The 22,512-nt window shown below is 72.2% G+C and carries 20 protein-coding genes; 10 read left to right on the top strand and 10 right to left on the bottom strand.

Going from position 1 to position 22,512, the window contains the following annotated elements; translation table 11 throughout:
* The first annotated feature begins 11 nt into the window (after window positions 1–11).
* Together ACFVWW_RS31450 and ACFVWW_RS31445 are read left to right on the top strand one after the other, a co-directional pair.
* Window positions 12–1,253, top strand: a complete 1,242-nt coding sequence (locus tag ACFVWW_RS31450) for an MFS transporter (RefSeq protein WP_386878015.1) — start codon at window positions 12–14, stop codon at window positions 1,251–1,253.
* Window positions 1,254–1,319: 66 nt separating this feature from the next.
* Window positions 1,320–1,667: an SCO4225 family membrane protein gene (locus tag ACFVWW_RS31445; protein ID WP_384186074.1), complete on the top strand. Its 348-nt coding sequence runs from the start codon at window positions 1,320–1,322 to the stop codon at window positions 1,665–1,667.
* Window positions 1,668–1,708: 41 nt separating this feature from the next.
* Here the strand turns inward: ACFVWW_RS31445 and ACFVWW_RS31440 are convergent, their stop codons facing one another.
* The 3 genes from ACFVWW_RS31440 to ACFVWW_RS31430 form a co-directional block, all read right to left on the bottom strand.
* Entirely contained in the window at window positions 1,709–2,374 is a 666-nt protein-coding gene (locus tag ACFVWW_RS31440; RefSeq protein ID WP_386878014.1) for a response regulator, read from the bottom strand.
* Complete coding sequence (locus ACFVWW_RS31435; RefSeq protein ID WP_386878013.1) at window positions 2,371–3,630, bottom strand: histidine kinase; 1,260 nt, start codon at window positions 3,628–3,630, stop codon at window positions 2,371–2,373. Before ACFVWW_RS31435 ends, ACFVWW_RS31440 begins: the two co-directional genes overlap by 4 nt.
* Window positions 3,631–3,745: 115 nt before the next feature.
* Window positions 3,746–4,447 carry a TetR/AcrR family transcriptional regulator gene (locus ACFVWW_RS31430; RefSeq protein ID WP_386878012.1) on the bottom strand — a complete coding sequence of 234 codons (702 nt, stop codon included), beginning with the start codon at window positions 4,445–4,447 and terminating at the stop codon, window positions 3,746–3,748.
* Window positions 4,448–4,577: 130 nt separating this feature from the next.
* Here ACFVWW_RS31430 and ACFVWW_RS31425 point away from each other — a divergent pair, with 130 nt between their 5' ends.
* On the top strand, window positions 4,578–5,027 hold the full coding sequence (locus ACFVWW_RS31425; RefSeq protein WP_386878011.1) for a nitroreductase family deazaflavin-dependent oxidoreductase: 450 nt from the start codon (window positions 4,578–4,580) through the stop codon (window positions 5,025–5,027).
* Window positions 5,028–5,093: 66 nt separating this feature from the next.
* On the opposite strand, the gene ACFVWW_RS31420 is transcribed toward ACFVWW_RS31425, so the two are convergent.
* Entirely contained in the window at window positions 5,094–6,386 is a 1,293-nt protein-coding gene (locus ACFVWW_RS31420; RefSeq protein WP_384186060.1) for a geranylgeranyl reductase family protein, read from the bottom strand.
* Between the two features lie 148 nt (window positions 6,387–6,534).
* Between ACFVWW_RS31420 and ACFVWW_RS31415 the strand changes: the two genes are divergently transcribed.
* Together ACFVWW_RS31415 and ACFVWW_RS31410 are read left to right on the top strand one after the other, a co-directional pair.
* Complete coding sequence (locus tag ACFVWW_RS31415) at window positions 6,535–7,899, top strand: dipeptidase (RefSeq protein WP_386878010.1); 1,365 nt, start codon at window positions 6,535–6,537, stop codon at window positions 7,897–7,899.
* Between the two features lie 121 nt (window positions 7,900–8,020).
* Entirely contained in the window at window positions 8,021–8,704 is a 684-nt protein-coding gene (locus ACFVWW_RS31410) for an MBL fold metallo-hydrolase (protein ID WP_386878150.1), read from the top strand.
* A 37-nt stretch (window positions 8,705–8,741) separates the two neighbouring features.
* Here ACFVWW_RS31410 and ACFVWW_RS31405 read toward each other — a convergent pair whose 3' ends face one another.
* A complete protein-coding gene (locus tag ACFVWW_RS31405; RefSeq protein WP_384330435.1) occupies window positions 8,742–9,779 on the bottom strand; it encodes an NUDIX domain-containing protein in 1,038 nt (345 codons plus the stop codon).
* A gap of 241 nt (window positions 9,780–10,020) precedes the next feature.
* Here ACFVWW_RS31405 and ACFVWW_RS31400 point away from each other — a divergent pair, with 241 nt between their 5' ends.
* Window positions 10,021–10,191, top strand: a complete 171-nt coding sequence (locus tag ACFVWW_RS31400; RefSeq protein WP_384186053.1) for a hypothetical protein — start codon at window positions 10,021–10,023, stop codon at window positions 10,189–10,191.
* Window positions 10,192–10,242: 51 nt separating this feature from the next.
* Complete coding sequence (locus ACFVWW_RS31395; protein ID WP_384186050.1) at window positions 10,243–10,710, top strand: hypothetical protein; 468 nt, start codon at window positions 10,243–10,245, stop codon at window positions 10,708–10,710.
* A gap of 27 nt (window positions 10,711–10,737) precedes the next feature.
* On the opposite strand, the gene ACFVWW_RS31390 is transcribed toward ACFVWW_RS31395, so the two are convergent.
* Window positions 10,738–11,697 (bottom strand): ROK family protein, encoded by a 960-nt coding sequence (locus tag ACFVWW_RS31390; protein WP_384186047.1) that lies wholly within the window; start codon window positions 11,695–11,697, stop codon window positions 10,738–10,740.
* 233 nt (window positions 11,698–11,930) lie between these two features.
* On the opposite strand from ACFVWW_RS31390, the gene ACFVWW_RS31385 reads away from it, so the two are divergent.
* On the top strand, window positions 11,931–12,923 hold the full coding sequence (locus ACFVWW_RS31385; RefSeq protein WP_384186234.1) for a LacI family DNA-binding transcriptional regulator: 993 nt from the start codon (window positions 11,931–11,933) through the stop codon (window positions 12,921–12,923).
* Window positions 12,924–12,974: 51 nt separating this feature from the next.
* Here the strand turns inward: ACFVWW_RS31385 and ACFVWW_RS31380 are convergent, their stop codons facing one another.
* Window positions 12,975–13,598 (bottom strand): DNA polymerase ligase N-terminal domain-containing protein, encoded by a 624-nt coding sequence (locus ACFVWW_RS31380; RefSeq protein WP_386878009.1) that lies wholly within the window; start codon window positions 13,596–13,598, stop codon window positions 12,975–12,977.
* 232 nt (window positions 13,599–13,830) lie between these two features.
* On the opposite strand from ACFVWW_RS31380, the gene ACFVWW_RS31375 reads away from it, so the two are divergent.
* Together ACFVWW_RS31375 and ACFVWW_RS31370 are read left to right on the top strand one after the other, a co-directional pair.
* The gene (locus ACFVWW_RS31375) at window positions 13,831–17,625 is read left to right on the top strand and encodes a S8 family serine peptidase (RefSeq protein WP_386878008.1); all 3,795 of its coding nucleotides are present in this window, start codon (window positions 13,831–13,833) and stop codon (window positions 17,623–17,625) included.
* Between the two features lie 238 nt (window positions 17,626–17,863).
* Entirely contained in the window at window positions 17,864–18,865 is a 1,002-nt protein-coding gene (locus tag ACFVWW_RS31370) for a helix-turn-helix domain-containing protein (RefSeq protein ID WP_384186041.1), read from the top strand.
* A 48-nt stretch (window positions 18,866–18,913) separates the two neighbouring features.
* Here ACFVWW_RS31370 and ACFVWW_RS31365 read toward each other — a convergent pair whose 3' ends face one another.
* The 3 genes from ACFVWW_RS31365 to ACFVWW_RS31355 form a co-directional block, all read right to left on the bottom strand.
* Window positions 18,914–20,212: a DUF6986 family protein gene (locus ACFVWW_RS31365; protein ID WP_384186038.1), complete on the bottom strand. Its 1,299-nt coding sequence runs from the start codon at window positions 20,210–20,212 to the stop codon at window positions 18,914–18,916.
* 169 nt (window positions 20,213–20,381) lie between these two features.
* Window positions 20,382–21,344, bottom strand: a complete 963-nt coding sequence (locus tag ACFVWW_RS31360; protein WP_384186035.1) for an electron transfer flavoprotein subunit alpha/FixB family protein — start codon at window positions 21,342–21,344, stop codon at window positions 20,382–20,384.
* A gap of 60 nt (window positions 21,345–21,404) precedes the next feature.
* On the bottom strand, window positions 21,405–22,190 hold the full coding sequence (locus ACFVWW_RS31355) for an electron transfer flavoprotein subunit beta/FixA family protein (protein ID WP_384186032.1): 786 nt from the start codon (window positions 22,188–22,190) through the stop codon (window positions 21,405–21,407).
* Window positions 22,191–22,512: the final 322 nt, after the last annotated feature.

The following is a 22,512-nucleotide window of genomic DNA, read 5'->3' as shown; positions in this document are numbered from 1 at the left end:
ATGCTCACTTTGTGCCGCACCTAAACAAAATAAGGACCGCCGCCCCGGGGGGCCGCGACGGAGACCCCGGCGCCCGATCCTCCCTGTCCCGACTCCGTATCGCGCTGACCGTGTTCTTCGCCCTCGACGGCTTCATGTTCGCCGGCTGGGTGGTCCGTATCCCGGCCATCAAGCAGCAGACCGGATCCTCGGCGAGTGACCTCGGGCTCGCCCTGCTCGGGGTGTCCGCGGGCGCCGTGGTGACGATGGTGTTCACCGGCCGGCTGTGCCGCCGCTTCGGCAGTCATCCGGTGACGGTGGTGAGCGCGGTGCTGCTCTCGCTGAGCATCGTGCTGCCGCCACAGGCGCACTCGGCCCTGACGCTCGGCCTGGTGCTGCTGGTCTTCGGCGCCGCCTACGGCGCGCTCAACGTCGCGATGAACAGCGCGGCCGTCGATCTGGTCGCGGCCCTACGGCGCCCGGTGATCTCCAGCTTCCACGCCGCGTTCAGCCTCGGCGGCATGGTCGGGGCGGGCCTCGGGGGACTGGTCGCGGGCGGCCTCTCCCCCACCGTTCATCTGTCCCTCCTGACCGGCGTCGGTCTGCTGGTCACGGCCGTGACCGGTCCCGCGCTGCTGCGGCACCCCGCGCCCGTACCGGAACGGGCGCCGGACGCGAAGGCCGAGAAGGCCCCGGAGCCACGACAGCTCGACGGACGCACCCGCCGGCCGGTCATCCTCTTCGGTGTGATCGCCCTGTGCACGGCGTACGGCGAGGGGGCGATGGCCGACTGGAGCGCGCTGCATCTCACCCAGGACCTCGACGCCAGCCCCGGGGTCGCGGCCGCGGGTTACTCGCTCTTCGCCCTCGCCATGACGGCGGGCAGGCTGTCGGGTACGGCCCTGATGGAGCGGGTCGGCCAGACCCGCGCGCTGGTCGCGGGCGGCGCCACGGCCGCGCTCGGCATGCTGGTGGGCGCCCTCGCGCCGACCGCCTGGCTCGCGCTGCTGGGCTTCGCCGTGGCCGGGGTCGGACTCGCCAACATCTTCCCCGTGGCCGTCGGCCGGGCGGGCGCGCTGGCGGGGTCCGGCGGGGTCGCGGCCGCGTCCACACTGGGGTACGGCGGCATGCTGCTGGGGCCGCCCGCGATCGGATTCCTCGCCGACTGGTTCTCACTGCCCCTCGCGCTGACCACGGTGGCCCTGCTGGCGGCGGCGGCCGCGCTCATCGGGTACTCAGCGCGGAACGTGCCGGCGCAGCCGGCGGATGAGTAGGCGTACTCAGGCACATCCGTTCGGCCGGTCCGACCCTGGAAGGACGCCATCTCAGGGGAGAACGTCATGAACGCAGTACGGCTGACCGCACTCGCACGGCTGACCTTCGGCAATCGCGCTTCGCAGATCTATCTCGGCCTGGTCGCCGCGGTGACCGTGTTCGTCGCGGCCGACACGCTCTTCGTGCACCACGAGGACGCCTCGTTCGCCGGGGTGTGGCTGTTCTTCCTCGCCGCGCCGGCCATCTTCGCGTTCTTCATGGGCGGCGGACTGCTCGGCGACGCGGTCGCCGAGTCCGCCGGATTCCTGTACCCCGCGCTGGTGCTCTCCGTGCTGCTCCAGTCGGCGGCCCTGGGCGGCTTCGTACGGCTGCTGCGCGACCGGCCGCGGACCGCCGGCCCCCGGGAAGCCTGACGCGCCGTGCGGGCCCTGCGGCGTTGCCCGCGGCGGCCGGTTCAGCCGAGCCAGCCCGGCCGTACGAGCCCCGACTCATAGGCCAGGACGACCAGTTGGGCCCGGTCGCGGGCGCCGAGCTTCACCATCGTGCGGCTGACATGCGTCTTGGCCGTGAGCGGGCTGACGATCAGCCGTCGGGCGATCTCCTCGTTGGAGAGACCGATACCGACCAGGGCCATCACCTCGCGCTCCCGCCCGGTGAGTTCGCCGAGCCGCGCCGCGTCGGCCGGCGCCTTGGAGCGGGACGCGAACTCCGCGATGAGCCGGCGGGTCACGCCGGGTGACAGCAGCGCGTCGCCGTCCACCACCGCCCGTACCGCGCGCAGCAGTTCCTCGGGCTCGGTGTCCTTCACCAGGAAGCCGGAGGCACCGGAGCGGATCGCCTCGAAGACGTACTCGTCCAGCTCGAAGGTGGTGAGCATGACCACCTTCACCGGGTCGAGCCGCGCGTCCTCGGTGATCCTGCGGGTGGCCACGAGACCGTCGAGCAGCGGCATCCGGATGTCCATCAGCACCACGTCGGGGCGCAGTTCGCGCACCCGGCGCAGCGCCTCCTCACCGTCCGCGGCCTCGCCCGCGACCTCGATGTCCGGCTGGGCGTCGAGCAGCGCGCGGAACCCCGCCCGTACCAGTGACTGGTCGTCGGCGAGCAGGACGCGGATCACGGTGTCTCCTTGGGCTTCAGGGGCAGCGTGGCCCGGACGCGGTAACCGCCGTCGGGTCGTGGGCCGGCCTCGATCGTGCCACCGAGCGCGGCCGCCCGTTCCCGCATCCCGACGAGACCGTTGCCGCCGCCGCCCGCGTCCCCGCCGGTGGCCGGGCCCTCGTCGTCGATACGGAGGTGGAGCACCCCGGACGCGTAGCCGAGCCCGACCCGCGCCGTGCGGGAGCCGGAGTGCCGCACCACATTGGTCAGCGCCTCCTGAATGATCCGGAAGGCGGCCAGATCGGTGCCGGGCGCCAGCGCGACCTGCTTTCCGTGCCGCAGGACCTCGACCGTCAGGCCGGCGCCCGCGGCCTGTTCGACCAGTTCGGGCAGCCGGTCGAGGCCGGGGGCGGGGGCACGCGGGGCGTCGCCGGGGGTCCTGAGGGTGTCGAGGACCTGCCGTACCTCGCCGAGGGCCTCCTTGCTCGCCGCCTTGATGGTGGTGAGCGCCGTGCGGGCCTGTTCGGGGTCGGAGTCGAGGAGGGCGAGCCCGACGCCCGCCTGGACGTTGATGACCGAGATCGAGTGGGCGAGTACGTCGTGCAGTTCGCGGGCGATGCGCAGCCGTTCCTCGTCCGTCCTGCGTCGCTCGGCGGCCGCGCGTTCGGCGCCTTCCCGTGCCCACTGTTCCCTGCGTATACGGACGAGTTCGGCGGCGGCGCAGAGGGCGACCACGAAGGCGGCGACGACCAGTTCCTGCCCCCAGGGGGCGGCGTGATCGTCCGGGGGCGGCAGCCATCGGTAGAGCCAGTGCGTGATCAGGAGATGGCCCGCCCAGAGCAGGCCGACGGCCCACCAGGCCGCCCGCCGGTGCCCCGCGACGATCGCGGCGAAGCAGGCGACCGCGACGGTGACGAAGACCGGGCCGTACGGATATCCCGCGGCGAAGTACACGAGCGTGAGCGCCGCGACGCCGAAGACGCAGACGACGGGATACCTGCGCCGGAACAGCAGCAGGGCGGGGCCCGCGAGCAGCAGCAGCCGGGCGAGGACATCAAGGGGAACCCGGTCGACCTGCTTCCCCGCGGCGAAGGCGGTCCCCAGCAGGACGAAGGCGGCCAGAAGCAGCGTGGACGGCCAGGGCAGCCTGCCGCCCGGCCGCCCGGCCACCCAGGGACGCCGCAGGAACGGTGGTCCGCCCTGTGCCCGGGGAGGCCCGCCGTGACGGCAGGGATGACCGCCGCCCGGGCCCCGGCGGGGCTGCTGCTCTTCCATACCGGTCACGCTAGACGCGCAGGCCGCTCAGGGCGTCCACCGGGCGTGGCGGTCCTGCGTACTCCCCGGGGAGTACCCGTGACCGGAGACGGGGTGGGCGGCGGGCGCGCCGGCCTCAGGCCCGGCGGCCGCCCAGCAGGCCGATGTCGTCCGCGAGGCGCCGTACGGCCTGGACGAACAGCTCGTCCCGGGCTGACACCACGCCGTTGAACTGGCCGAAGATCTCGAACGAGAGCAGGCCGAAGAGCTGGGCCCAGGCCGCGACCAGGCCGGCCACCACCTCGGGCGGCACTCCGGGGGCGAACCGGGCGGCCAGCCGCTGGGCCTCGGGGCGCAGCTCGTCGGAGAGCGGCGGGAGGGCGATCCCGTCCGTGCGGTGGGCGTCGCGGGCGACGGAGATCAGGGCGAGGGCGACCCGGGACGCGGGTTCGACGGTCAGCTGAGGCGCCGTATAGCCGGGCACGGGGGAGCCGTAGATCAGCGCGTACTCATGGGGGTGGGCGAGGGCCCAGGCACGGACCGCCGTGCAGATGGCGGTCCAGCGGGCAGGGTGGTCGGCGGGGCCGGCGGCGGCGAGCGCCTGTTCGGCGGCCGAGCCGACCGCGTCGTAGGCGTCGATGATGAGAGCGGTCAGCAGGTCGTCGCGGCTGGGGAAGTAGCGGTAGAGCGCGGACGACACCATGCCCAGCTCACGGGCGACGGCCCGTAGCGAGAGCTTCGCCGCGCCCTCGGCGGCGAGCTGCTTGCGTGCCTCGTCCTTGATGGCCGCCGTGACTTCGGCGCGGGCCCGTTCCCTGGCTCCACGGATGGTCGTCATGGAGAGCAGTGTGGCATGTTTCGGAGCACTGACCACAATAGAGAGCAGTGCTCTTGCTTTGGAGCACCATTCTGGCGCACACTGCTCTTGAACGAGAGCACCGCTCTCTGAATCTCCCTGGGGAGCCATCATGTCGCAGCCGTACTACCTCAAGCCCGACACGTTCACCGTCCGGATGAACAACGCGATCGGCCGGCTCGCCCGGCACGGCTTCAGCCTGCTCGGCACGGCCGAGCTCTCCGTACGCGGCCGCAAGAGCGGCCAGATGCAGCGCATCCCCGTCAACCCGCACACCCACGACGGCAATCAGTACCTGGTCTCGGCCCGGGGCCACTCCCAGTGGGTGCGCAACATGCAAGCCGCGGGCGGCGGAGAGCTCCGGGTCGGCCGCAAAGTGCGGACCTTCACCGCGACCGAGGTCCCCGACAGCGAGAAGCTGACGATCCTGCGCACCTATCTGAAGCGCTGGGGCTGGGAGGTCAACCAGTACTTCCAGGGGGTCACCGCGAAGTCCACCGACGCGGAGATCCTCGCGGCGGCCCCCGACCACCCGGTCTTCCGGATCACGACGACGTCCTGATCCCGGTGGGCGCCGCTCACCACCGCGAACGCGCGCCCACCAAGGAGCCACCCACGACGGCTCAGCTCACTCCGGAGCGCCGGCCTCCTGTACGCCGGCCTCCTGCGCACCGGCCTCCTGCACTCCGGCCGCGGGCGTGGCCGGCTGCCTTCGGTCCAGCACGTCCAGTCCGCGCCGGGCCAGCGGATGCGTCCGTACGAGAGCGGCCAGTGTGGTCGAGCCACGGGTGATGTCCGCGAACGCGTTCCAGGCCGGCCTAAGGCCGGTGATCGCCGCGTGCAGCAGTCCCGGCCGCCGCTCGAAGACGTTGAGCATCCTGCGCCCGACGCCCATCTCCACACCGAGGCCGGCCTTGATGGCGAACGCGTAGTTCAGCGCCTGGCGGCGGGCGTCCACCGCGTCGTGCGACTCCGAGATCCGTACCGCCCACTCCCCCGCGAGCCGCCCGGACCGCAGGGCGAAGGAAATCCCTTCCCTGGTCCACGGCTCCAGCAGCCCCGCCGCGTCCCCGCACACCAGCACCCGGCCGCGCGACAGCGGCGAGTCGTCGCTGCGACACCGCGTCAGATGGCCGGAAGAGACCGACGGTTCGAACCCGGCGAGCCCGAGCCGGGCGATGAAGTCCTCCAGATAGCGCTTGGTCGCCGCGCCCTCGCCACGAGCCGAGATCACCCCGACGGTGAGCGTGTCCCCCTTGGGGAAGACCCAGCCGTAACTGCCGGGCAGCGGGCCCCAGTCGATGAGCACCCGGCCCGCCCAGTCCTCGGCGACCGTTTCCGGCACCGGGATCTCCGCTTCAAGGCCCAGGTCCACCTGGTCCATCTTCACGCCGACATGAGCGCCTATCCGGCTGGCGCTGCCGTCCGCACCGACCACGGCGCGCGCCAGCACCGTCTCACCGTCCGAGAGGACGACGGCGACCGTACGGCGGTCGGGCACGGCGGGGCCGTGCTGCTCGACCCGCGAGACTGTCACACCGGTACGGAGCACGGCGCCGGCCTTCTGCGCGTGTTCCACCAGACTCGCGTCGAACTCCGGGCGGTTGATGAGCCCGAAGAGCATGCGCTTGGAGCGGCGCGTGCGGGCGAGCTTCCCGTTCAGCGAGAAGGTCACCGCGTGCACACGGTCCTTGATCGGAAGCTCGAAGCCCGGGGGCAACGAGTCGCGCGAGGGCCCGATGATCCCGCCCCCGCAGGTCTTGTAGCGGGGCAACTCGGCTTTCTCCAACAGCAGCACCTGACGGCCCGCCACCGCCGCCGCGTATGCCGCGGAGGCTCCCGCCGGTCCTGCGCCGACCACGACGACATCCCACACCGGCTCGTCGTGCTCGCTTCCGGCGTCTGCGTTCTCGCTGCTCACGATGTGCTTCTGCTCCTGATCCGACCGGTGGCCCCTGCTGTCGAACGGCATCCTACGGCGCGGGCGCGACGAGCCTGCTGTGGGAGGATCGCCCATGCCTTCGATGTACACCCGGCTGAACAACGTCGTACCCACGAGGAGCGTGCCCATGACCGTGAATCCGATCGCCGAAACCGTAGCGTCCCTGATGCCCCGCGCGCGTGCGGAACTCACGGAGCTGGTGGCCTTCCGTTCGGTGGCGGATCCCGCGGTGTTCCCCAGGAGCGAGTGCGAGGCCGCCGCTTCCTGGGTGGCGGAGGCGCTGCGTTCCGAGGGGTTCCAGGATGTCGCGGTGCTCGACACCCCGGACGGCACCCAGTCCGTCTACGGTCTGCTGGCAGGGCCCGAGGACGCGCCGACGGTGCTGCTCTACGCCCACTACGACGTCCAGCCGCCGCTGGACGAGGCCGCCTGGCTGACACCGCCGTTCGAGCTGACCGAGCGCGAGGGCCGCTGGTACGGACGCGGGGCGGCCGACTGCAAGGGCGGCTTCCTGATGCATCTGCTCGCTCTGCGCGCCCTGAAGGCCAACGGCGGTGTGCCGGTGAACGTCAAGGTCATCGTGGAGGGTTCGGAGGAGCAGGGCACCGGCGGCCTCGAACGCTACGCCGAGGCGCACCCGGAGCTGCTGGCCGCCGACACCGTCGTCATCGGCGACTGCGGGAACTTCCGGGTGGGGCTGCCGACGGTCACGGCCACGCTGCGCGGCATGACGCTGCTGCGTGTCCGGATCGACACACTTGAGGGCAATCTGCACTCGGGCCAGTTCGGCGGGGCCGCGCCGGACGCGCTCGCCGCCCTCATCAAGGTCCTCGACTCGCTGCGCGCCGAGGACGGTTCCACCACCGTGGACGGTCTGGCCGCCGACGCCGGCTGGGACGGACTCGACTACGCGGAGGCCGACTTCCGCGCGGACGCCAAGGTGCTCGACGGCGTCGAACTGATCGGCCACGGCTCGGTCGCCGACCGGATCTGGGCCCGCCCCGCCGTCACCGTACTGGGCATCGACTGCCCGCCGGTGGTGGGCGCGACCCCGTCCGTCCAGGCGGGCGCGCGGGCGCTGGTCAGTCTGCGGGTGCAGCCGGGCCAGGACGCCACCGAGGCGACCGAGCTGCTGACCGCGCACATCGAGAAGCACACTCCGTGGGGCGCGCGGGTCGCGGTGGAACACGTCGGCCAGGGCCAGCCGTTCCGTGCGGACACCGCCAGCCCGGCGTACTCCGCGATGGCCGACGCGATGCGCGTCGCGTACCCGGGCCAGGAGATGCAGACCGCCGGCCAGGGCGGCTCCATTCCGCTCTGCAACACCCTGGCCGCGCTGTATCCGCAGGCGGAGATCCTGCTGATCGGGCTGAGCGAGCCGGAGGCGCGGATCCACGCGGTGAACGAGAGCGTCTCGCCGGAGGAGCTGGAGCGCCTCTCGGTCGCCGAGGCGCACTTCCTGGTCAACTACGCCCAGTCCAAGCAGAGTTGAGCGCGGGGCCGAGCCGACCGAGCTGAGCGGAGCGGATTCAGCGGACAGCGGAGATCGCCGAAAGCGTAGAACCGTACGGCGGACGGGCCCGGCTGCGTACGTTCACCGTATGGACCACCTCATGGAGCTCGTGGACATCCGTCCCCGCCTGCACATGCTCCGCTTCCCGATCGGCCAGGCCTATCTGTGGCGCGACGGCGGGGAACTCACCCTCGTCGACGCCGGCCACCGGGACGCCGCGCCCGAGATCGAGCGGGCGATCAGGAGTCTCGGGCTGAGCCCCGGCGCGCTCCGCAGGATCGTCCTCACCCACTGCCACCGCGACCATGTGGGCGCCGCCGGGGAGCTGGCGGCGCGGTACGGCGCCGAGGTGCTCGCGCACCGGCTGGACGCCCCCGTCGTACGCGGTGAACGGCCGGTGCCCCAACCGGTGCTGCTGGACTGGGAGATCCCGCTGTACGAGCACGGGCTGACGGTGCCGGAGGCGCCGCCCACCCGGGTCGACCGGGAGCTGGACGAAGGCGACGAGCTGCCTTTCGGCGACGGCGCCCGGGTGCTGCACACCCCCGGGCACACCGACGGCTCGATCGCCGTCCATCTGCCGCGCCACGGCGTGCTGTTCGTGGGTGACACCCTCGCCGCGGTGGGCGAGATCACGCTGGGCGTCTTCCATGTGGACCGGGAGCGCGCCCAGGAGTCGATGCACCGGCTCGTCGCGCTCGACCCCGCCCCGTCCACGGTCTGTTACGGCCACGGCGATCCCACGCCCGGCTTCGGCGGCCTTGCTCCCTCCCCGGGGACGTGACGGGCCTGATCCACCGGACAGGCCCTGGCCGGGCGGCTCAGCCCACCGGGACACCGTCCTCCAGATAGAGCACCGTCCCGCGCTCCCTGGCGCGCAGGGCCCAGCGCAGCCGCTCGTAGCGGGCGGGCGGCAGCAGCTCGGCCGCCTCCTCCTCGCCGACGAAACGCCAGCCCCGCAGCTCCGGTCCCGGCAACCGCAGCCCCCCGGCCACCTGTTCCGGCAGCCGGCCGCCGTCGAACAGCAGCCGCAGCCCGCCGTATCCGGGCGGCCGCGGCGGTTCCCAGTCGGCGACCAGCAGCCGGGGCACCTCGGTGAGTTCTATGCCTATCTCCTCGGCGACCTCACGTATGCCGGCGCCGGCGGGCGCCTCGCCGGGCTCCACCACCCCGCCGGGGAACTCCCAGCCGGGCTTGTACGTGGGATCCACGAGCAGCACCCGGTCCCGCTCGTCGAAGAGCAGCACCCCGGCCGCGAGGGTCTCGGCGGTCGGCTCGGGCGTCTGCACGATCTCGCACACGCCGGCCGCGCCGGTCCGTACCGCCGCGGCGAGGCACACCGCGGTCTCCCGCGGCGTGAGGGCGCTGTTGTCGACGGCATGGGCATCACCGCGGAGCCAGCCGAGCGCCGCGCGGTAGGGCTCGATGTGCTCGTAGCACCACTGCCGGGTCCGCTCGTTCACCTCGGCGTCGGCGTCGATGTCCTCACGGAACGCGATCCGGTCGCGCAGGATCGTTTCCTCAGTAGTGAGAAGCACATGCCGGACCGGGATGCGCCGCGAGGCGAGACCGCCGAAGATCTCGTCGCGGTACTCCTGGCGCAGCAGGGTCATGGGGATGACGAGCACCCCGCCCACTTCGGCCAGCAGCGCCGCCGCGGTGTCCACCACCAGCCGCCGCCAGATCGGCAGGTCCTGGTAGTCGCTCACCTCCGCGAGCCGCTTCTGCGGCAGCAGCCGCGCAACCTCGCCGCCGAGCAGCTCAGGGTCGTACAGGGTGCTGTTCGGGATCAGGTCGATCAGTTCGCGTGCGGTACTGGTTTTGCCCGCTCCGAACGCACCGTTGACCCAGACGATCACGGTTCCCCCTCTTCCGTAGCCCCCAGAGGACTGCCCGCAACACCCTGCCACGGAAACCCCCGGCGGGATCAGTGCGCCCGATCGGCCACCCGGCTGTATCCGAGCTGTGGCCGGTTCGATGTCATCCTGAGGCCGGGCGCAGCGTCTCATGTACAAGCCGTTGTACAAGCCGATGTCCATGCCGGGCCGTAACACATCCCCGAGGACCATCGTTGGAATCGATGTGACGAGGGGGTACCCAATGCGCCGTACGGTGCTGGAAAAATTTCCCGCGGGAGGGCCGCGGGGCAGTTGGCCCGCGGAGGAGTTCGCGCGGGCGCGGCGGGACGAGGGAATGCCGGCCGAGGTCGTGATGGATCTCGACGCGGACCTCTTCCTGGTTGTCGTACCGCAGCAGGCGACCGAGTCCTAGGCCGTGTTGCGACCAGCAATACCTGCCCCACCCGGTCACAGAAAGCCCGAAATGTCCAGAACGCCGACCGCCACAGCGGGCTTTGGCGTGCCCGCGGGCGTGCCCGTACCCGCGCGGGCGGCGCCCGGTTCCCGTCCACGTCCGCGCGTCCGGCGGCCCGCCCCGGTCCTCGCTCTGGTCCTCGCCCTGGCGGGCCTCACCGTCTCGCTGTCCGCCGGCCCCGCGACGGCCGACAGCACCGCCTGCACGCACCACTTCTCCGGGCCGCAGATCTGCGTCCGGCTGGACGGGCACGGCGGCCGAAACGCGGTCACCGCCATCTGGACCAATCCGCCGGCGCGTGTCGTCTCCCGCGCGGTGTCGCTGTTCAGGAACGGAACACGCGTCGATACGGCGCTCGCGACCCGGTCCGGCAAGGCGCTGACCCACACCTGGCCGAGCGGGGACACCGGCACCGGCACCGAGCTGTGTGTGAGATTCCGCGGCAGCAAGCGCATGGCCTGCCAGACGACCAGCTGAATGGCGTCCGGGCGTCCCGGCGCGGGCTCAGCCGCTGACCGTCGCCGCCGCCTCGTTCCGGTGCCCGAGCGCGGCGGCGGCCGCCGCGCCGACCAGGCCCGCGTCCATTCCGGTCAGCGCCGGGGCGACCTTGAGCTGCCGTACGAAGGAGAGGGTGGCGTAGTCCCGCAGGGAACGGCGCAGCGGGGCGAAGAGCACCTCGCCCGCGTTCGCCACTCCCCCGCCGACGACCGCGATGCCGATCTCGACCAGCGTGGCCGTCGCGGCGATCCCGGCGGCCAGCGCCTGCGCGGCCCGGTCGAAGGAGGCTATCGCGACCGGATGGCCCGCGCGGGCGGCGGCGGCCACCGCGGCCGCGGAGGTGTCACCGTCGGGGCCCGGCCGCCAGCCGCCCTCCAGCGCGCGGCGGGCGATATTGGGCCCGCTGGCGATCCGCTCCACACAGCCGCGCCCCCCGCACGGGCAGAGATCGCCGTCCAGGTCCACGCTGATGTGGCCGATGTGGCCGGAATTGCCGGTCGGTCCGGGGTGGAGCTTCCCGTTCAGGACGAGGCCGCCGCCCACACCGGTGGAGACCACCATGCACAGCGCGTTGTCATAGCCGCGGGCCGCGCCCTGCCAGTGTTCCGCGGCGGTCATGGCGACCCCGTCGCCGACGAGCGTCACCGGCAGCCCTCCGGTGGCCAGCCGCACCCGCTCCACCAGCGGAAAGCCCCGCCAACCCGCGACATTGACCGGGCTGACCGTACCGGCGGAGGCGTCCACGGGACCGGCGCTGCCGATGCCTATCGCCGTGACCGACGCCCAGAGCGGGGACGCGGAGAGGTCGGCGAGGACCTCCTCGACGGCGCGCATCACCGTCTCGCCGTCCTCCCGGGCGGGCGTCGGCCGCTGCGCCCGGACGAGGATCCTGCCGCCGCCGTCCACCAACGCGCCGGCGATCTTGGTGCCGCCGATGTCGAGTGCCGCAACGGGGTCGGTATGCATCGGTGTCGGATCTCCAGAGGATGAGGCGCCCTCGCGCGTGCGAGGGGCGGGAGCATGAGCGGACCTGCGGCTTCGATGAACAGTCTCCATTCACCTGACAACGTTGTCCAGGGCCTATGCTCGTCGCCACCGCCTTGGATGGCAAACCAACGGCAAACCGAACGACGACAGGACAGCGCACTGTGGCCGACACCCCCCGCCGCCCCGAGCCCCGTTACGGCAACCGGCCCACGATGAAGGATGTGGCCGCGCGCGCCGGAGTGGGGCTCAAAACGGTCTCCCGCGTGGTCAACGCGGAGCCGGGTGTCACCACCGACACCGAGCGCAGGGTGCAGGAGGCCATCGACGCGCTGGGCTTTCGCCGCAACGACTCGGCGCGCGTGCTGCGCAAGGGCCGTACGGCGAGTATCGGCCTGGTCCTGGAGGATCTGGCCGACCCGTTCTACGGTCCGCTGAACCGCGCCGTGGAAGAGGTGGCCCGCGCCCATGGCGCGCTGCTGATCAACGGCTCCAGCGCGGAGGACCCGGACCGCGAACAGGAACTGGTGCTCGCACTCTGCGCGCGCCGGGTGGACGGGCTGATCGTGATTCCGGCCGGGGACGACCACCGCTATCTGGAGCCGGAGATCAAGGCCGGGGTGGCGACGGTCTTCGTGGACCGGCCGGCCGGCCGGATCGACGCGGACGCGGTGCTCTCCGACAGCTTCGGCGGCGCCCGGTCGGGCACCGCCCATCTGATCGCGCACGGTCATCGCCGGATCGGCTTCATCGGTGACCAGCCCCGGATCCACACGGCGATCGAGCGGCTGAGCGGCTACCGCACCGCGATGGCGGACGCGGATCTCACGATCCACGACGACTGGGTCTCGCTCGGTACGACCGCGCCCGAGCGGGTGCGGGAGGCCGTCGTGGCGATGCTCGGCGGACCCGAGCCGGTCACGGCGATCTTCGCGGGCAACAACCGTGTGACGGTGACAGCGGTACGGGTACTGGCCGCGCACCACCGTCCGGTCGCCCTGGTCGGCTTCGACGACATCGAGCTGGCCGATCTGCTCGACCCCGGCCTCACGGTCATCGCACAGGACGCCGCCACCCTGGGTCGTACGGCCGCGGAGCGGCTGTTCCACCGGCTCGACGGCGCGGCCGACGCCCCGTCACGAGTGGTGCTGCCGACGCGGCTGATCGCCCGAGGCTCCGGCGAGATCCCGCCCCCGGCCGACGCCTGAGACGTACCCCCGCCCCGCCCCGCCCCGGACAGGATCTAGGCCCTGTCCGACCTAGCCGCCGCCCGCCGCTTCGTCCTGGGACACCTGGTGGAGGGTGCGCCCCGAGCGTGCGAAACGCGCCCGGCGGGGGTCGGGGGTGGCGGGCCCGTCGTGCCGGGCGGCGGAGTCCTTCTCCTTGACCAGCAGCCACGCCTCCTCGTCGCCGTCGCCGTTCCTGATACGGGTGAGGGCGTAGCCGCCGCGCAGTTTCGTACCGTCGAGCCAGAAGGACGCGTGGCCGTGTGCCAGGGCCTCGCCGAAGGTGGCGGCCCTGCCCGGCCGGTCGCGGCCGAGCGGACGGTAGGTGCCCTGGTCCCAGACGATGACGGCGCCGCCGCCGTATTCGCCGCGGGGGATGACTCCCTCGTACTCCCGGTACTCCAGCGGGTGGTCCTCGGTGGGGACCGCCAGTCGCTTGTCACCGGGGTGGGTGGAGGGCCCTTTCGGCACGGCCCAGGATTTGAGCACCCCGTCGACCTCCAGCCGGAAGTCGAAGTGCATCCGGCGCGCGTCGTGGATCTGGACGACGAAGGACGGCTCGTCCCCCGCCTGCCCGCCCTCGCCACTGGGCTCAGCCGTGGTGTCGAAATGCCGTTTGCCGCGATACGGCTCCAGCGGGTCCTTGTCACTCACCATGACCCGGCTCCTTCCGAGGCCCCGCCCGGCCCCTGGTCCTACGGCCCCCTTTCAGCTTCCCGCGCGCGGCGCCCGCGCGCAGGGCGGAGCCCCTGGGCCCGGTCCGACGCGGCGGTGTCGCTGTTGGGACATGTCGCAACAGCGACACCGGGAATCAGTGACAGCCCTTCCGGCTCTACCGGATTCTGTCGAACAGCGCGTAACCGCGGTGGTGAACGAAGGGGTTGGAAAGATGAGATGGACCCGCCTTTCGGCGGCAGTATCAACGGCCTTGCTGCTGACCGCTGGTGCGGTGGCGCCTGTCTCGGCCCAGCCCCCGGCGCCGAACACCCCCGTCGCGGGCTCCGCCCCGGCGGGTCCAGGAACCACGGTGCGCCTGATCACGGGCGATCGGGTGACCGTGAGCGCCGGTCCCGACGGCAAGCGGGTCGCCTCCGTGGAGCCGGGCCCCGGCCGCGAGGGCATCGTCTTCCGGACCGCGGAGGAGGACGGCGGTCTGAGTGTCCTTCCCTCCGACGCCATCGGCCCGGTCTCCTCGGGAAAGCTGGACCGGCGGCTCTTCGATGTCACCGAGCTCCTCGCGCAGGGGTACGACGAGGCGCACACCGACGCCCTGCCGCTGATCGTTTCCCAGCCCGCCGGTGAACCGGCCACCACCCTCGACAGGTGGTCCGCGCTGAACGAGGACGCGGCTCCCTCACGTCGGCTGGACAGCATCAACGCCCGTTCGCTGCGGATCGAGGCCGCCGATCTCGGCCGCTTCTGGAAGCAGCTCGTCCCCGGCTCCGGCGACGCGTCCACCGCCCGCGCCGCCGCCCTCCCGACGGTCTGGCTGGACGGGCGGGTGAGCCCGACGCTCGACCGCAGTACGGCCCAGATCAACGCGCCCGCCGCGTGGGCCGCCGGCTACCAGGGCCAGGGCGTCAAGGTCGCCGTCCTGGACACCGGCGCCGACCTCACCCACCCAGACCTGGCCGGCCGGGCCACGACGACCAAGGACTTCTCCGGCAGCGCCGGGACGAACGACGTCTTCGGACACGGCACCCATGTCGCGGCCACGGTCGGCGGCTCCGGTGCCGCGTCCGGCGGCACGCGCAAAGGGGTGGCGCCACGGGCCGAGCTGGTGATCGGCAAGGTTCTCGGGGACGACGGCTACGGCACCGAGTCGGCCGTGATCGACGGCATGGAGTGGGCCGCGGCCGAGGGCGCCCGGGTCGTCAACATGAGCCTGGGATCGGACGCCCCCAGCGACGGCACCGACCCGATGAGCCTCGCGGTGAACGGTCTCTCCCGGAGCAGCGGCGCCCTGTTCGTGGTGGCCGCCGGCAACAGCGGCGAGATGGGCGAGCAGACCATCGGTTCGCCCGGCGCGGCCGACGCGGCGCTCACCGTGGGCGCCGTCGACCGCGACGACTCCCTGGCCGCCTTCTCCAGCCGCGGACCGCGTCCGGGCGACCGGGCGGTGAAGCCGGACGTCACCGCGCCCGGTGTCGGCATCGTGGCCGCCCGCGCCACGGGGACGACCATGGGCGACCCCGTGGACCCGTACTACGTCGCGGCCTCGGGCACCTCGATGGCCTCGCCCCACGTGGCGGGCGCCGCCGCGCTGCTGGCCCAGCAACATCCGGACTGGGACGCCGTACGCCTCAAGGACGCGCTGGTCAGCACCGCGCGAACCGTGCCGGGTCAGCAGGTGACCGAGCAGGGCGGCGGCCGTATCGACCTGGCGGCGGCCCTCGGACCGGTCACCGCGACCGGCACCGTCTCCTTGGGCTCCTTCGTCTCCGGCGGCGCCGCCGGACGGGCCCAGGACACCACGGTCCGCTACACGAACACCTCCCCGTCCGAGGTCACTCTGCGCCTGGCGGTACGGCTCACCACCAGCGGCGGGCAGGAGATCGCGGACGGCGGGGTACGGCTCGGCTCCGACGCGGTCCGTATCGCCGCCGGCGCCACGGCGGAGGTGCCGCTGCACGCCGACCCGTCCGTCGTCGAGCGGGGCGACTACTACGGATACGTCAGTGCGACCACCGCCGACGGCACGGTGGCCGTCCACACCACGGTGAGCCTCGCGGTCCACGGCCCCGTACACCGGCTCACCGTCAACACCGTCGACCACCACGGCAAGCGCGTCCAGGCCCTGCCCACGATCTGGGGTGCTGACGGATTCGTGAACTACATCAGCGCGGATCCGGCCGTCGCCGAGGTCGAGGAAGGCACCTACCAGCTCAGCCACTCCTCGCTGGACGACGCCCCGGACGGCCAGGAGCTGCGCGAGGTCGTCCTGCCCGAGGTGAAGGTCACCAAGGACATGTCCGTCACCCTGGACGCCCGCAAGACCACCCAGGTGGAGATCCGTACCCCCAAGCCCGCCGAACAGCGGGGCGCTCTCAGCTACCAGACCTACCGTCAGCTGGGCGGGCACGGCCTGATCCAGGGCACGATGTTCTTCGACATCGCCAAGCGCCTGTACGTCAGCCCCACCGCCAAGGTCACCGAGGGCCGCTTCGAGTTCGCCTCGCGCTGGCAGCTCGTCGCCCCGCTGCTGGAGGCGGAGGTCCCCGGGACGAAGATCGCTCTGCGGCCGTACTACACGCACACCTCCGCGCTGTTCGGCGCGAAGGGCGCCCGGCTGACCGCCGTCGACGCGGGAAGCAGCTCCGCACCCGACTTCCGCGGCAGCCGCGTCCGCGGCAAGCTCGCGGTCGTCAGGGACGACGGTTCTGACGAGAGGGACCTGGCCAAGGCGGCCGCCAAGGCCGGCGCCGCCGGACTCATGCTCGTCTTCCCGTCGGACATGTACTCCTGGACCCGGTGGACCCCGGTCGGGGACCGGCTCGCCCTGCCCACCCTGCGGGTGAGCGCGGCCGAGGGCGGCGCGCTGCTGGACCGGGCCGGGCGGCACGCGACCACGGTGGAGTTCTCCGGCACCGCCGAGAGCCCATATCTCTACGACGTGATGCAGGTCTCCGCGGGACAGGTCCCCCAGCGTGTCGTGCACACCGTCTCGGACCGCAACAGCGCCGTGGTGAAGGCCACGTACGCCGACGGCGGAGGCACCTCGTGGGCGAGTGAGCAGCGTTTCGGCCTCCGTCCCTACCAGGACTTCTTCTGGAACCAGTACAGCCGCTTTGTGCCGACCGGCACGCAGCGCACCGAGTACGTCAGCGCCGACGACACCCTGTGGCAGCACGTCGTGAACGACGCGGCCGCCACCGACGTCGACACCCCGCTGACGGTCGGCATGCGGGACGACGCCCGGACCTACCGCCCCGGCAAGCAGCCCGAGGAGAACTGGTTCGAGGCTGTCGTGCGGCCGTCGATCCCGCGCGGTACGACGACTCCGTCCGTCCGCTCCGGCGACGTCCTCTCCCTGCGGATTCCCGAGTTCACCGACTCCGGCACCGGCCACTGGTCACGGGCGCTCACCGGCGGCGCGGGCGGCGGGATCGGCACCTCCGCGCGCAGCGCAGTGCCCGAGGGCGACACCGTCTCCGCCCGCCTGTACCGGGACGGCAAGAAGACCGCCGATGCCGCGGACGCCTGGGCCGACTTCCGGGTGGCGCCGGGAGAGGCCGACTACCGGCTCGACCTGTCGACGTCCCGTGGCTCCGCCGAGTCCGGGTTCGGCATCCGTACGGAGACCTCGTGGTCCTTCCGCTCGGACACCACCGCGGGGACGGCGACGCTCCCGTTGCTCCAGCTCGACTACGACGTGCCGGTGGACGAGCGCAACACCGTGACCGCGCGGCGTGACCACGAGATCGCCCTGACCGTCCGCGCCCAGGACGGCCTGCCCGCACCGCGCGGCGTCACGGTCCGGGTCGAGACCTCCTACGACGACGGCAGGTCCTGGACGAAGGAGGCCAGGGCCAGGGACCGCGGTCAGAACCGCTTCACCGCCACCGTCGAGCGGCCGGCCAGGACACGGGGCGACACGTACGTGACCCTGCGCGTCACCGCCACCGACAGCGCCGGGAACACGATCCGGCAGACCGTGGAGCGCGCGTACCTGCTGAGCGAGTAGCGGGACACCGGACCCGGCGGCCGGGGGGCGGCCGGGCACCGAAGGACGGCGGGTACGGAGGTGCGTCCAGGTCTCCGTACCCACCGCCCTGCGCCTGCCCGGGGGGAGCGATGACCAGGGCGTATAGTGCGATTGCCCGTGTTCGGTCCTGTTCCGGCGGGGCCCTGGTGCCGGGCGCTCACCCACGTGCCCGTCCCGTCGCTCCCGCACACCGCCGGCCGGGGCGGAAAGGAGCACGATGCTGGAGGCAGCGGGCCTCACCCCGGCCGAGGAAGCCGTGTACCGGCTTCTCGTGACGACGCCCGCCGCGTCTGCGGCCGAGATCGCGGAGCAGTCGGGCCTGGCGCCGGGGGACATCGCACGGATACTGGCGGCGCTCACGGCCAAGGGGCTGGCCAGCGGAACGGACCGGGCGCCGCACAGCTTCGCCGCCACTCCTCCGGACGTCGCCCTGCTGCCGCACCTCCAGAGGCAGTCCGACGCCCTGGACCAGGCGCGCGCCGCGGTCACCGATCTGCTGGAGACCTATCGGCGCACCAGGCGCCGCAGGGATCCCGACCAGCTCATCGAAGTGATCACCGGCGCCGAGGCGATGCGCCAGCATCTGCGGCAGATCCAGGACAGCGCGCGCCACGAGATGCTGTGGTTCTGCAAGGCGCAGTACGTGGCCATGCCCTCGGGAAGCAACCGCGCCGAGTTCGACGCCCTCGCCCGCGGGGTGCGCTACCGCGTCCTGTACGAGCGGGCGTTCTTCGACGATTCCGGCGCCGTCGACAACGTGGTGGAGGGCGTGCGCGCGGGGGAGATAGCCCGCGCGGTCCCGCACCTTCCGCTGCGGCTGGCCGTCGCCGACCGCGCCATCGCGATCTGCCCCCTGGTGCCGGGCGGCCCGAGCGGCGGCTCCGAGGAGCCCACCGCCGCACTGGTGCGCGGCAGCAGTCTGCTGGACGCGCTGGTCGCCCTGTTCGAGCGCTACTGGGAGGACGCGGTCCCGCTGCACGTGAGCGAGTCCGGAACGGTCAGCGGCACGGACGGGTCGGCCCACGGCCACGAGCTCTCGACGACGGACCGTCAGCTGCTGTCGCTGCTCGTCGCGGGGGTCGCCGACAAGGCGATAGCCAGTCAGATGGGGCTCAGCAGACGGACCGTGCAGCGGCGCATCCAGGCGATGATGGCCCTCGCGGGCGCGACCACACGCATGCAACTGGCGTGGCAGGCCGCCCGGCGGGGCTGGATGTAGCGGCCTCCCGGATCATCCGCCCGCCGACCGCGGCACGCGGGACAGGCGCTACGGCGTGGTCACCGTCGGGGCCGCGCGGCGCGGGATGGCGAAGCTCTCCAGGTCCTCATGGGTGAGGCCGGTGAGGAGGGCGACCTCGTCGCTGTCGAGGGCGCCGCAGTCCAGGCCACGCAGCAGATAGCCGCTGAGCGCCTTCGCGGTGGCGGGCTCGTCCATCACCGCGCCGCCCCTCCTGGCCACATACGCGGCCAGCCGGGCCGCGGCCGGCTCCAGGCCCTCGCGGTAGAAGGCGTACACGGCGGCGTAGCGGGTGGGCAGATGGCCCGGGTGCATGTCCCAGCCCTGGTAGTAGGCGCGGGCGAGGGCACGCCGGGTGAGGCCGTAGTGCAGCCGCCAGGCGTCGTGGACCTGGGCGGTCGGCCCGACCGGGAGGACATTGGTGGAGCCGTCGCAGACCCGTACGCCGGTCCCGGCGGCGGCTACCTGCATGACGGCCTTGGCATGGTCGGCGGCCGGGTGGTCGCTGGACTGGTAGGCGGCGCTGACGCCGACGCAGGCGCTGTAGTCGAAGGTGCCGTAGTGCAGCCCGGTGGCCCGGCCGCCGGCCGCGTCGATCATCCGGGCCACGGTGGCGGTGCCGTCCGCGGCGAGGATGGACTGGCTGGTCTCGATCTGGATCTCGAACCCGATCCGTCCCGGCTCCAGGCCGCGTGCCTTCTCGAACTCCTCGGCCAGCCGCACCATCGCGGTGACCTGCTCGGCGTAGCTGACCTTGGGGAGGGTCAGCACCAGTCCGGCGGGCAGGCCGCCCGCCTCCATCAGCCCGCTGAGGAAGATGTCGAGGGTCCGGATGCCCCGGTCCCGTACGGCGGCCTCCATGCATTTCATGCGGATCCCCATGTACGGGGCGGCGGTGCCGTTCCCGTACGCCTCGTGGACCAGCCGGGCGGCGCGGGCCGCGGCCTCGTCCTCCTCGGCGTCCGGGCGCGGCCCGTAGCCGTCCTCGAAGTCGATCCGCAGGTCCTCGACGGGCTCGCGGCTCAGCTTGGCCCGTACGCGTTCGTACACCGGGCCCGCGAGGGCGTCGGAGAGGCCGAGGACCGCGGCCAGCGAGGCGGCGTCCGGGGCGTGTTCGTCGAGGGCGGCGAGCGCCTGGCCGCCCCAGGAGCGGATGGTGCCGGCGTCGAAGTGGTCGGCCGGTACGTAGACGGTGTGGACGGGCTGGCGGGTGCCGGGGTCGCCCGGGTAGCGACGGGCCAGTTCCGCGTCGACCGGTGCGAGGGAGCGGCTGATGTCCTCGCCGACCGCGCCCGCGAGGCTCGTCGCCACCTTCTCCTGCTGGCCCATCTCTGTCCCCTCCTGCTTCCGCTCCACTGTTTTCCACCCTGCGGAATCAGTAATCCGTGGAGCGAACTTAATCGGCGGGCTTGATCTACGTCAATGGTCGCCCCGGACGACGCGGGGCCGCACGGTGGAGTCCACCGCGCGGCCCCAGGACCCGTACAGAAGCAGCGGGTCAGCCCTTGCGGGTCTTGACCTCTTCGGTCAGCTGCGGGACGACCTCGAAGAGGTCGCCGACCACGCCGTAGTCGACCAGGTCGAAGATCGGGGCTTCGGCGTCCTTGTTGACGGCGACGATGGTCTTGGAGGTCTGCATGCCGGCGCGGTGCTGGATGGCACCGGAGATGCCGGAGGCGATGTAGAGCTGCGGGGAGACCGACTTGCCGGTCTGGCCGACCTGGTTGGAGTGCGGGTACCAGCCGGCGTCGACGGCGGCGCGGGAGGCACCGACGGCCGCGCCGAGCGAGTCGGCGAGCGCCTCGATGATCGCGAAGTTCTCGGCGCCGTTGACGCCGCGGCCGCCGGAGACCACGATCGCGGCCTCGGTCAGCTCCGGGCGTCCGGTCGACTCACGCGGGGTGCGGGAGACGACCTTCGTGCCGGTGGACTTCTCACCGAAGGTCACGGACAGCGCCTCGACGGTGCCCGCGGCGGGAGCGGCCTCGACCGGAGCCGAGTTCGGCTTCACGGTGATGACCGGGGTGCCCTTGGAGACCCGGGACCTGGTGGTGAACGCGGCGGCGAAGACCGACTGCGTGGCGACCGGGCCCTCGGCTCCGGCCTCCACGTCGATGGCGTCGGTGATGATGCCGGAGCCGATACGGACCGCGAGCCGCGCCGCGATCTCCTTGGCCTCGGCGGAGGACGGCAGCAGCACGGCGGCCGGCGTCACCGCCTCGTACGCGGCCTGCAGCGCGTCGACCTTCGGCACGACGAGGTAGTCGGCGAACTCCGGGGCGTCGGCGGTCAGGACCTTCACCGCACCATGCTCGGCGAGCACGGCCGCGGTGTCGGCGGCGCCCGTGCCGAGCGCGACGGCGACGGGCTCGCCGATACGGCGGGCCAGCGTCAGCAGCTCCAAGGTGGGCTTGCGGACGGCGCCGTCCACGTGATCGACATAGACGAGAACTTCAGCCATGGGATTGCTCTCCTGCGAATACGAAGTATCTGGCGGACAGTTGAACGGGGCGGCCGAGGCTCAGATGAACTTCTGGCTCACCAGGAACTCGGCGAGCTGCTTACCGCCCTCACCCTCGTCCTTGACGATCGTGCCCGCCGTACGGGCCGGACGCTGCGTCGCCGTCTCCACCGCGGTCCAGGAGCCCTGGAGACCGACCTCGTCGGCGTCGATCTCCAGGTCCTCCAGATCCAGCGCCTGTACCGGCTTCTTCTTGGCGGCCATGATCCCCTTGAAGGAGGGGTAACGGGCCTCGCCCGACTGGTCCGTCACCGACACGACAGCCGGCAGCGACGCCTCCAGCTGCTCGCTCGCGCTGTCACCGTCACGCCGTCCCCTGACCACGCCGTCCTCGACCGAGACCTCGGAGAGCAGCGTCACCTGGGGAACCCCCAGCCGCTCGGCGAGCATCGCCGGCAGCACACCCATCGTGCCGTCGGTGGAGGCCATCCCGCAGACGACCAGGTCGTAGCCGGTCTTCTCGATGGCCTTGGCGAGCACGAGCGACGTACCCAGAACGTCCGTGCCGTGCAGATCGTCGTCCTCGACATGGACGGCCTTGTCGGCGCCCATGGACAGCGCCTTGCGCAGCGCGTCCTTGGCGTCCTCGGGACCGACGGTCAGCACGGTGATCTCCGCGTCGTCCGCCTCACCGGCGATCTGGAGCGCCTGCTCGACCGCGTACTCGTCGAGCTCCGACAGCAGTCCGTCGACGTCGTCCCGGTCGACGGTCAGGTCATCGGCGAAATGCCGGTCGCCCGTGGCGTCGGGCACGTACTTCACACAGACAACGATCCTCAGGCTCACGCCGGCTCTCCTACTGCGTCGTCATTTCTGGGCTGCCTTGTTGCACGCAGCATAGGCGCCCTGTGGGGCGGTTTCCGGTCGGGGAGACCGGCGCACCGGAGTAAATATTACTCGCCAGTACACCCAGAGCGTTCCCGCTGAGCAAGCGCTTTGAACTGTGACTTACCCAACGCGGGAGAAGAGCGGGAGCGGGGAACTTTCAGAGCCTGCCGGGTCGCCCGACAGGACCTAAGGGCTGTCCCGTAATCCGTGGTGGATCAGCGCACGGCGTCAGATGCGGTGCATCGCAAGGCGGAGGGACGTCCGCATACTGGATGTATTC

This window comes from Streptomyces sp. NPDC058198, assembly GCF_042882605.1.
Taxonomy (GTDB): domain Bacteria; phylum Actinomycetota; class Actinomycetes; order Streptomycetales; family Streptomycetaceae; genus Streptomyces.
The sequence above is the reverse complement of the archived record's forward strand: the minus strand, read 5'-3'. Positions and strand labels throughout refer to the sequence as shown.

Coding starts and splice junctions, on each gene's coding strand:
- ACFVWW_RS31370 (WP_384186041.1), top strand. CDS start 17,864: ATGCTGGAGGCAGCGGGCCTCACCCCGGCCGAGGAAGCCGTGTACCGG.
- ACFVWW_RS31360 (WP_384186035.1), bottom strand. CDS start 21,344: ATGGCTGAAGTTCTCGTCTATGTCGATCACGTGGACGGCGCCGTCCGC.
- ACFVWW_RS31425 (WP_386878011.1), top strand. CDS start 4,578: ATGTCGCAGCCGTACTACCTCAAGCCCGACACGTTCACCGTCCGGATG.
- ACFVWW_RS31400 (WP_384186053.1), top strand. CDS start 10,021: ATGCGCCGTACGGTGCTGGAAAAATTTCCCGCGGGAGGGCCGCGGGGC.
- ACFVWW_RS31430 (WP_386878012.1), bottom strand. CDS start 4,447: ATGACGACCATCCGTGGAGCCAGGGAACGGGCCCGCGCCGAAGTCACG.
- ACFVWW_RS31365 (WP_384186038.1), bottom strand. CDS start 20,212: ATGGGCCAGCAGGAGAAGGTGGCGACGAGCCTCGCGGGCGCGGTCGGC.
- ACFVWW_RS31445 (WP_384186074.1), top strand. CDS start 1,320: ATGAACGCAGTACGGCTGACCGCACTCGCACGGCTGACCTTCGGCAAT.
- ACFVWW_RS31435 (WP_386878013.1), bottom strand. CDS start 3,630: ATGGAAGAGCAGCAGCCCCGCCGGGGCCCGGGCGGCGGTCATCCCTGC.
- ACFVWW_RS31395 (WP_384186050.1), top strand. CDS start 10,243: ATGTCCAGAACGCCGACCGCCACAGCGGGCTTTGGCGTGCCCGCGGGC.
- ACFVWW_RS31390 (WP_384186047.1), bottom strand. CDS start 11,697: ATGCATACCGACCCCGTTGCGGCACTCGACATCGGCGGCACCAAGATC.
- ACFVWW_RS31380 (WP_386878009.1), bottom strand. CDS start 13,598: ATGGTGAGTGACAAGGACCCGCTGGAGCCGTATCGCGGCAAACGGCAT.
- ACFVWW_RS31375 (WP_386878008.1), top strand. CDS start 13,831: ATGAGATGGACCCGCCTTTCGGCGGCAGTATCAACGGCCTTGCTGCTG.
- ACFVWW_RS31410 (WP_386878150.1), top strand. CDS start 8,021: ATGGAGCTCGTGGACATCCGTCCCCGCCTGCACATGCTCCGCTTCCCG.
- ACFVWW_RS31415 (WP_386878010.1), top strand. CDS start 6,535: ATGACCGTGAATCCGATCGCCGAAACCGTAGCGTCCCTGATGCCCCGC.
- ACFVWW_RS31385 (WP_384186234.1), top strand. CDS start 11,931: ATGAAGGATGTGGCCGCGCGCGCCGGAGTGGGGCTCAAAACGGTCTCC.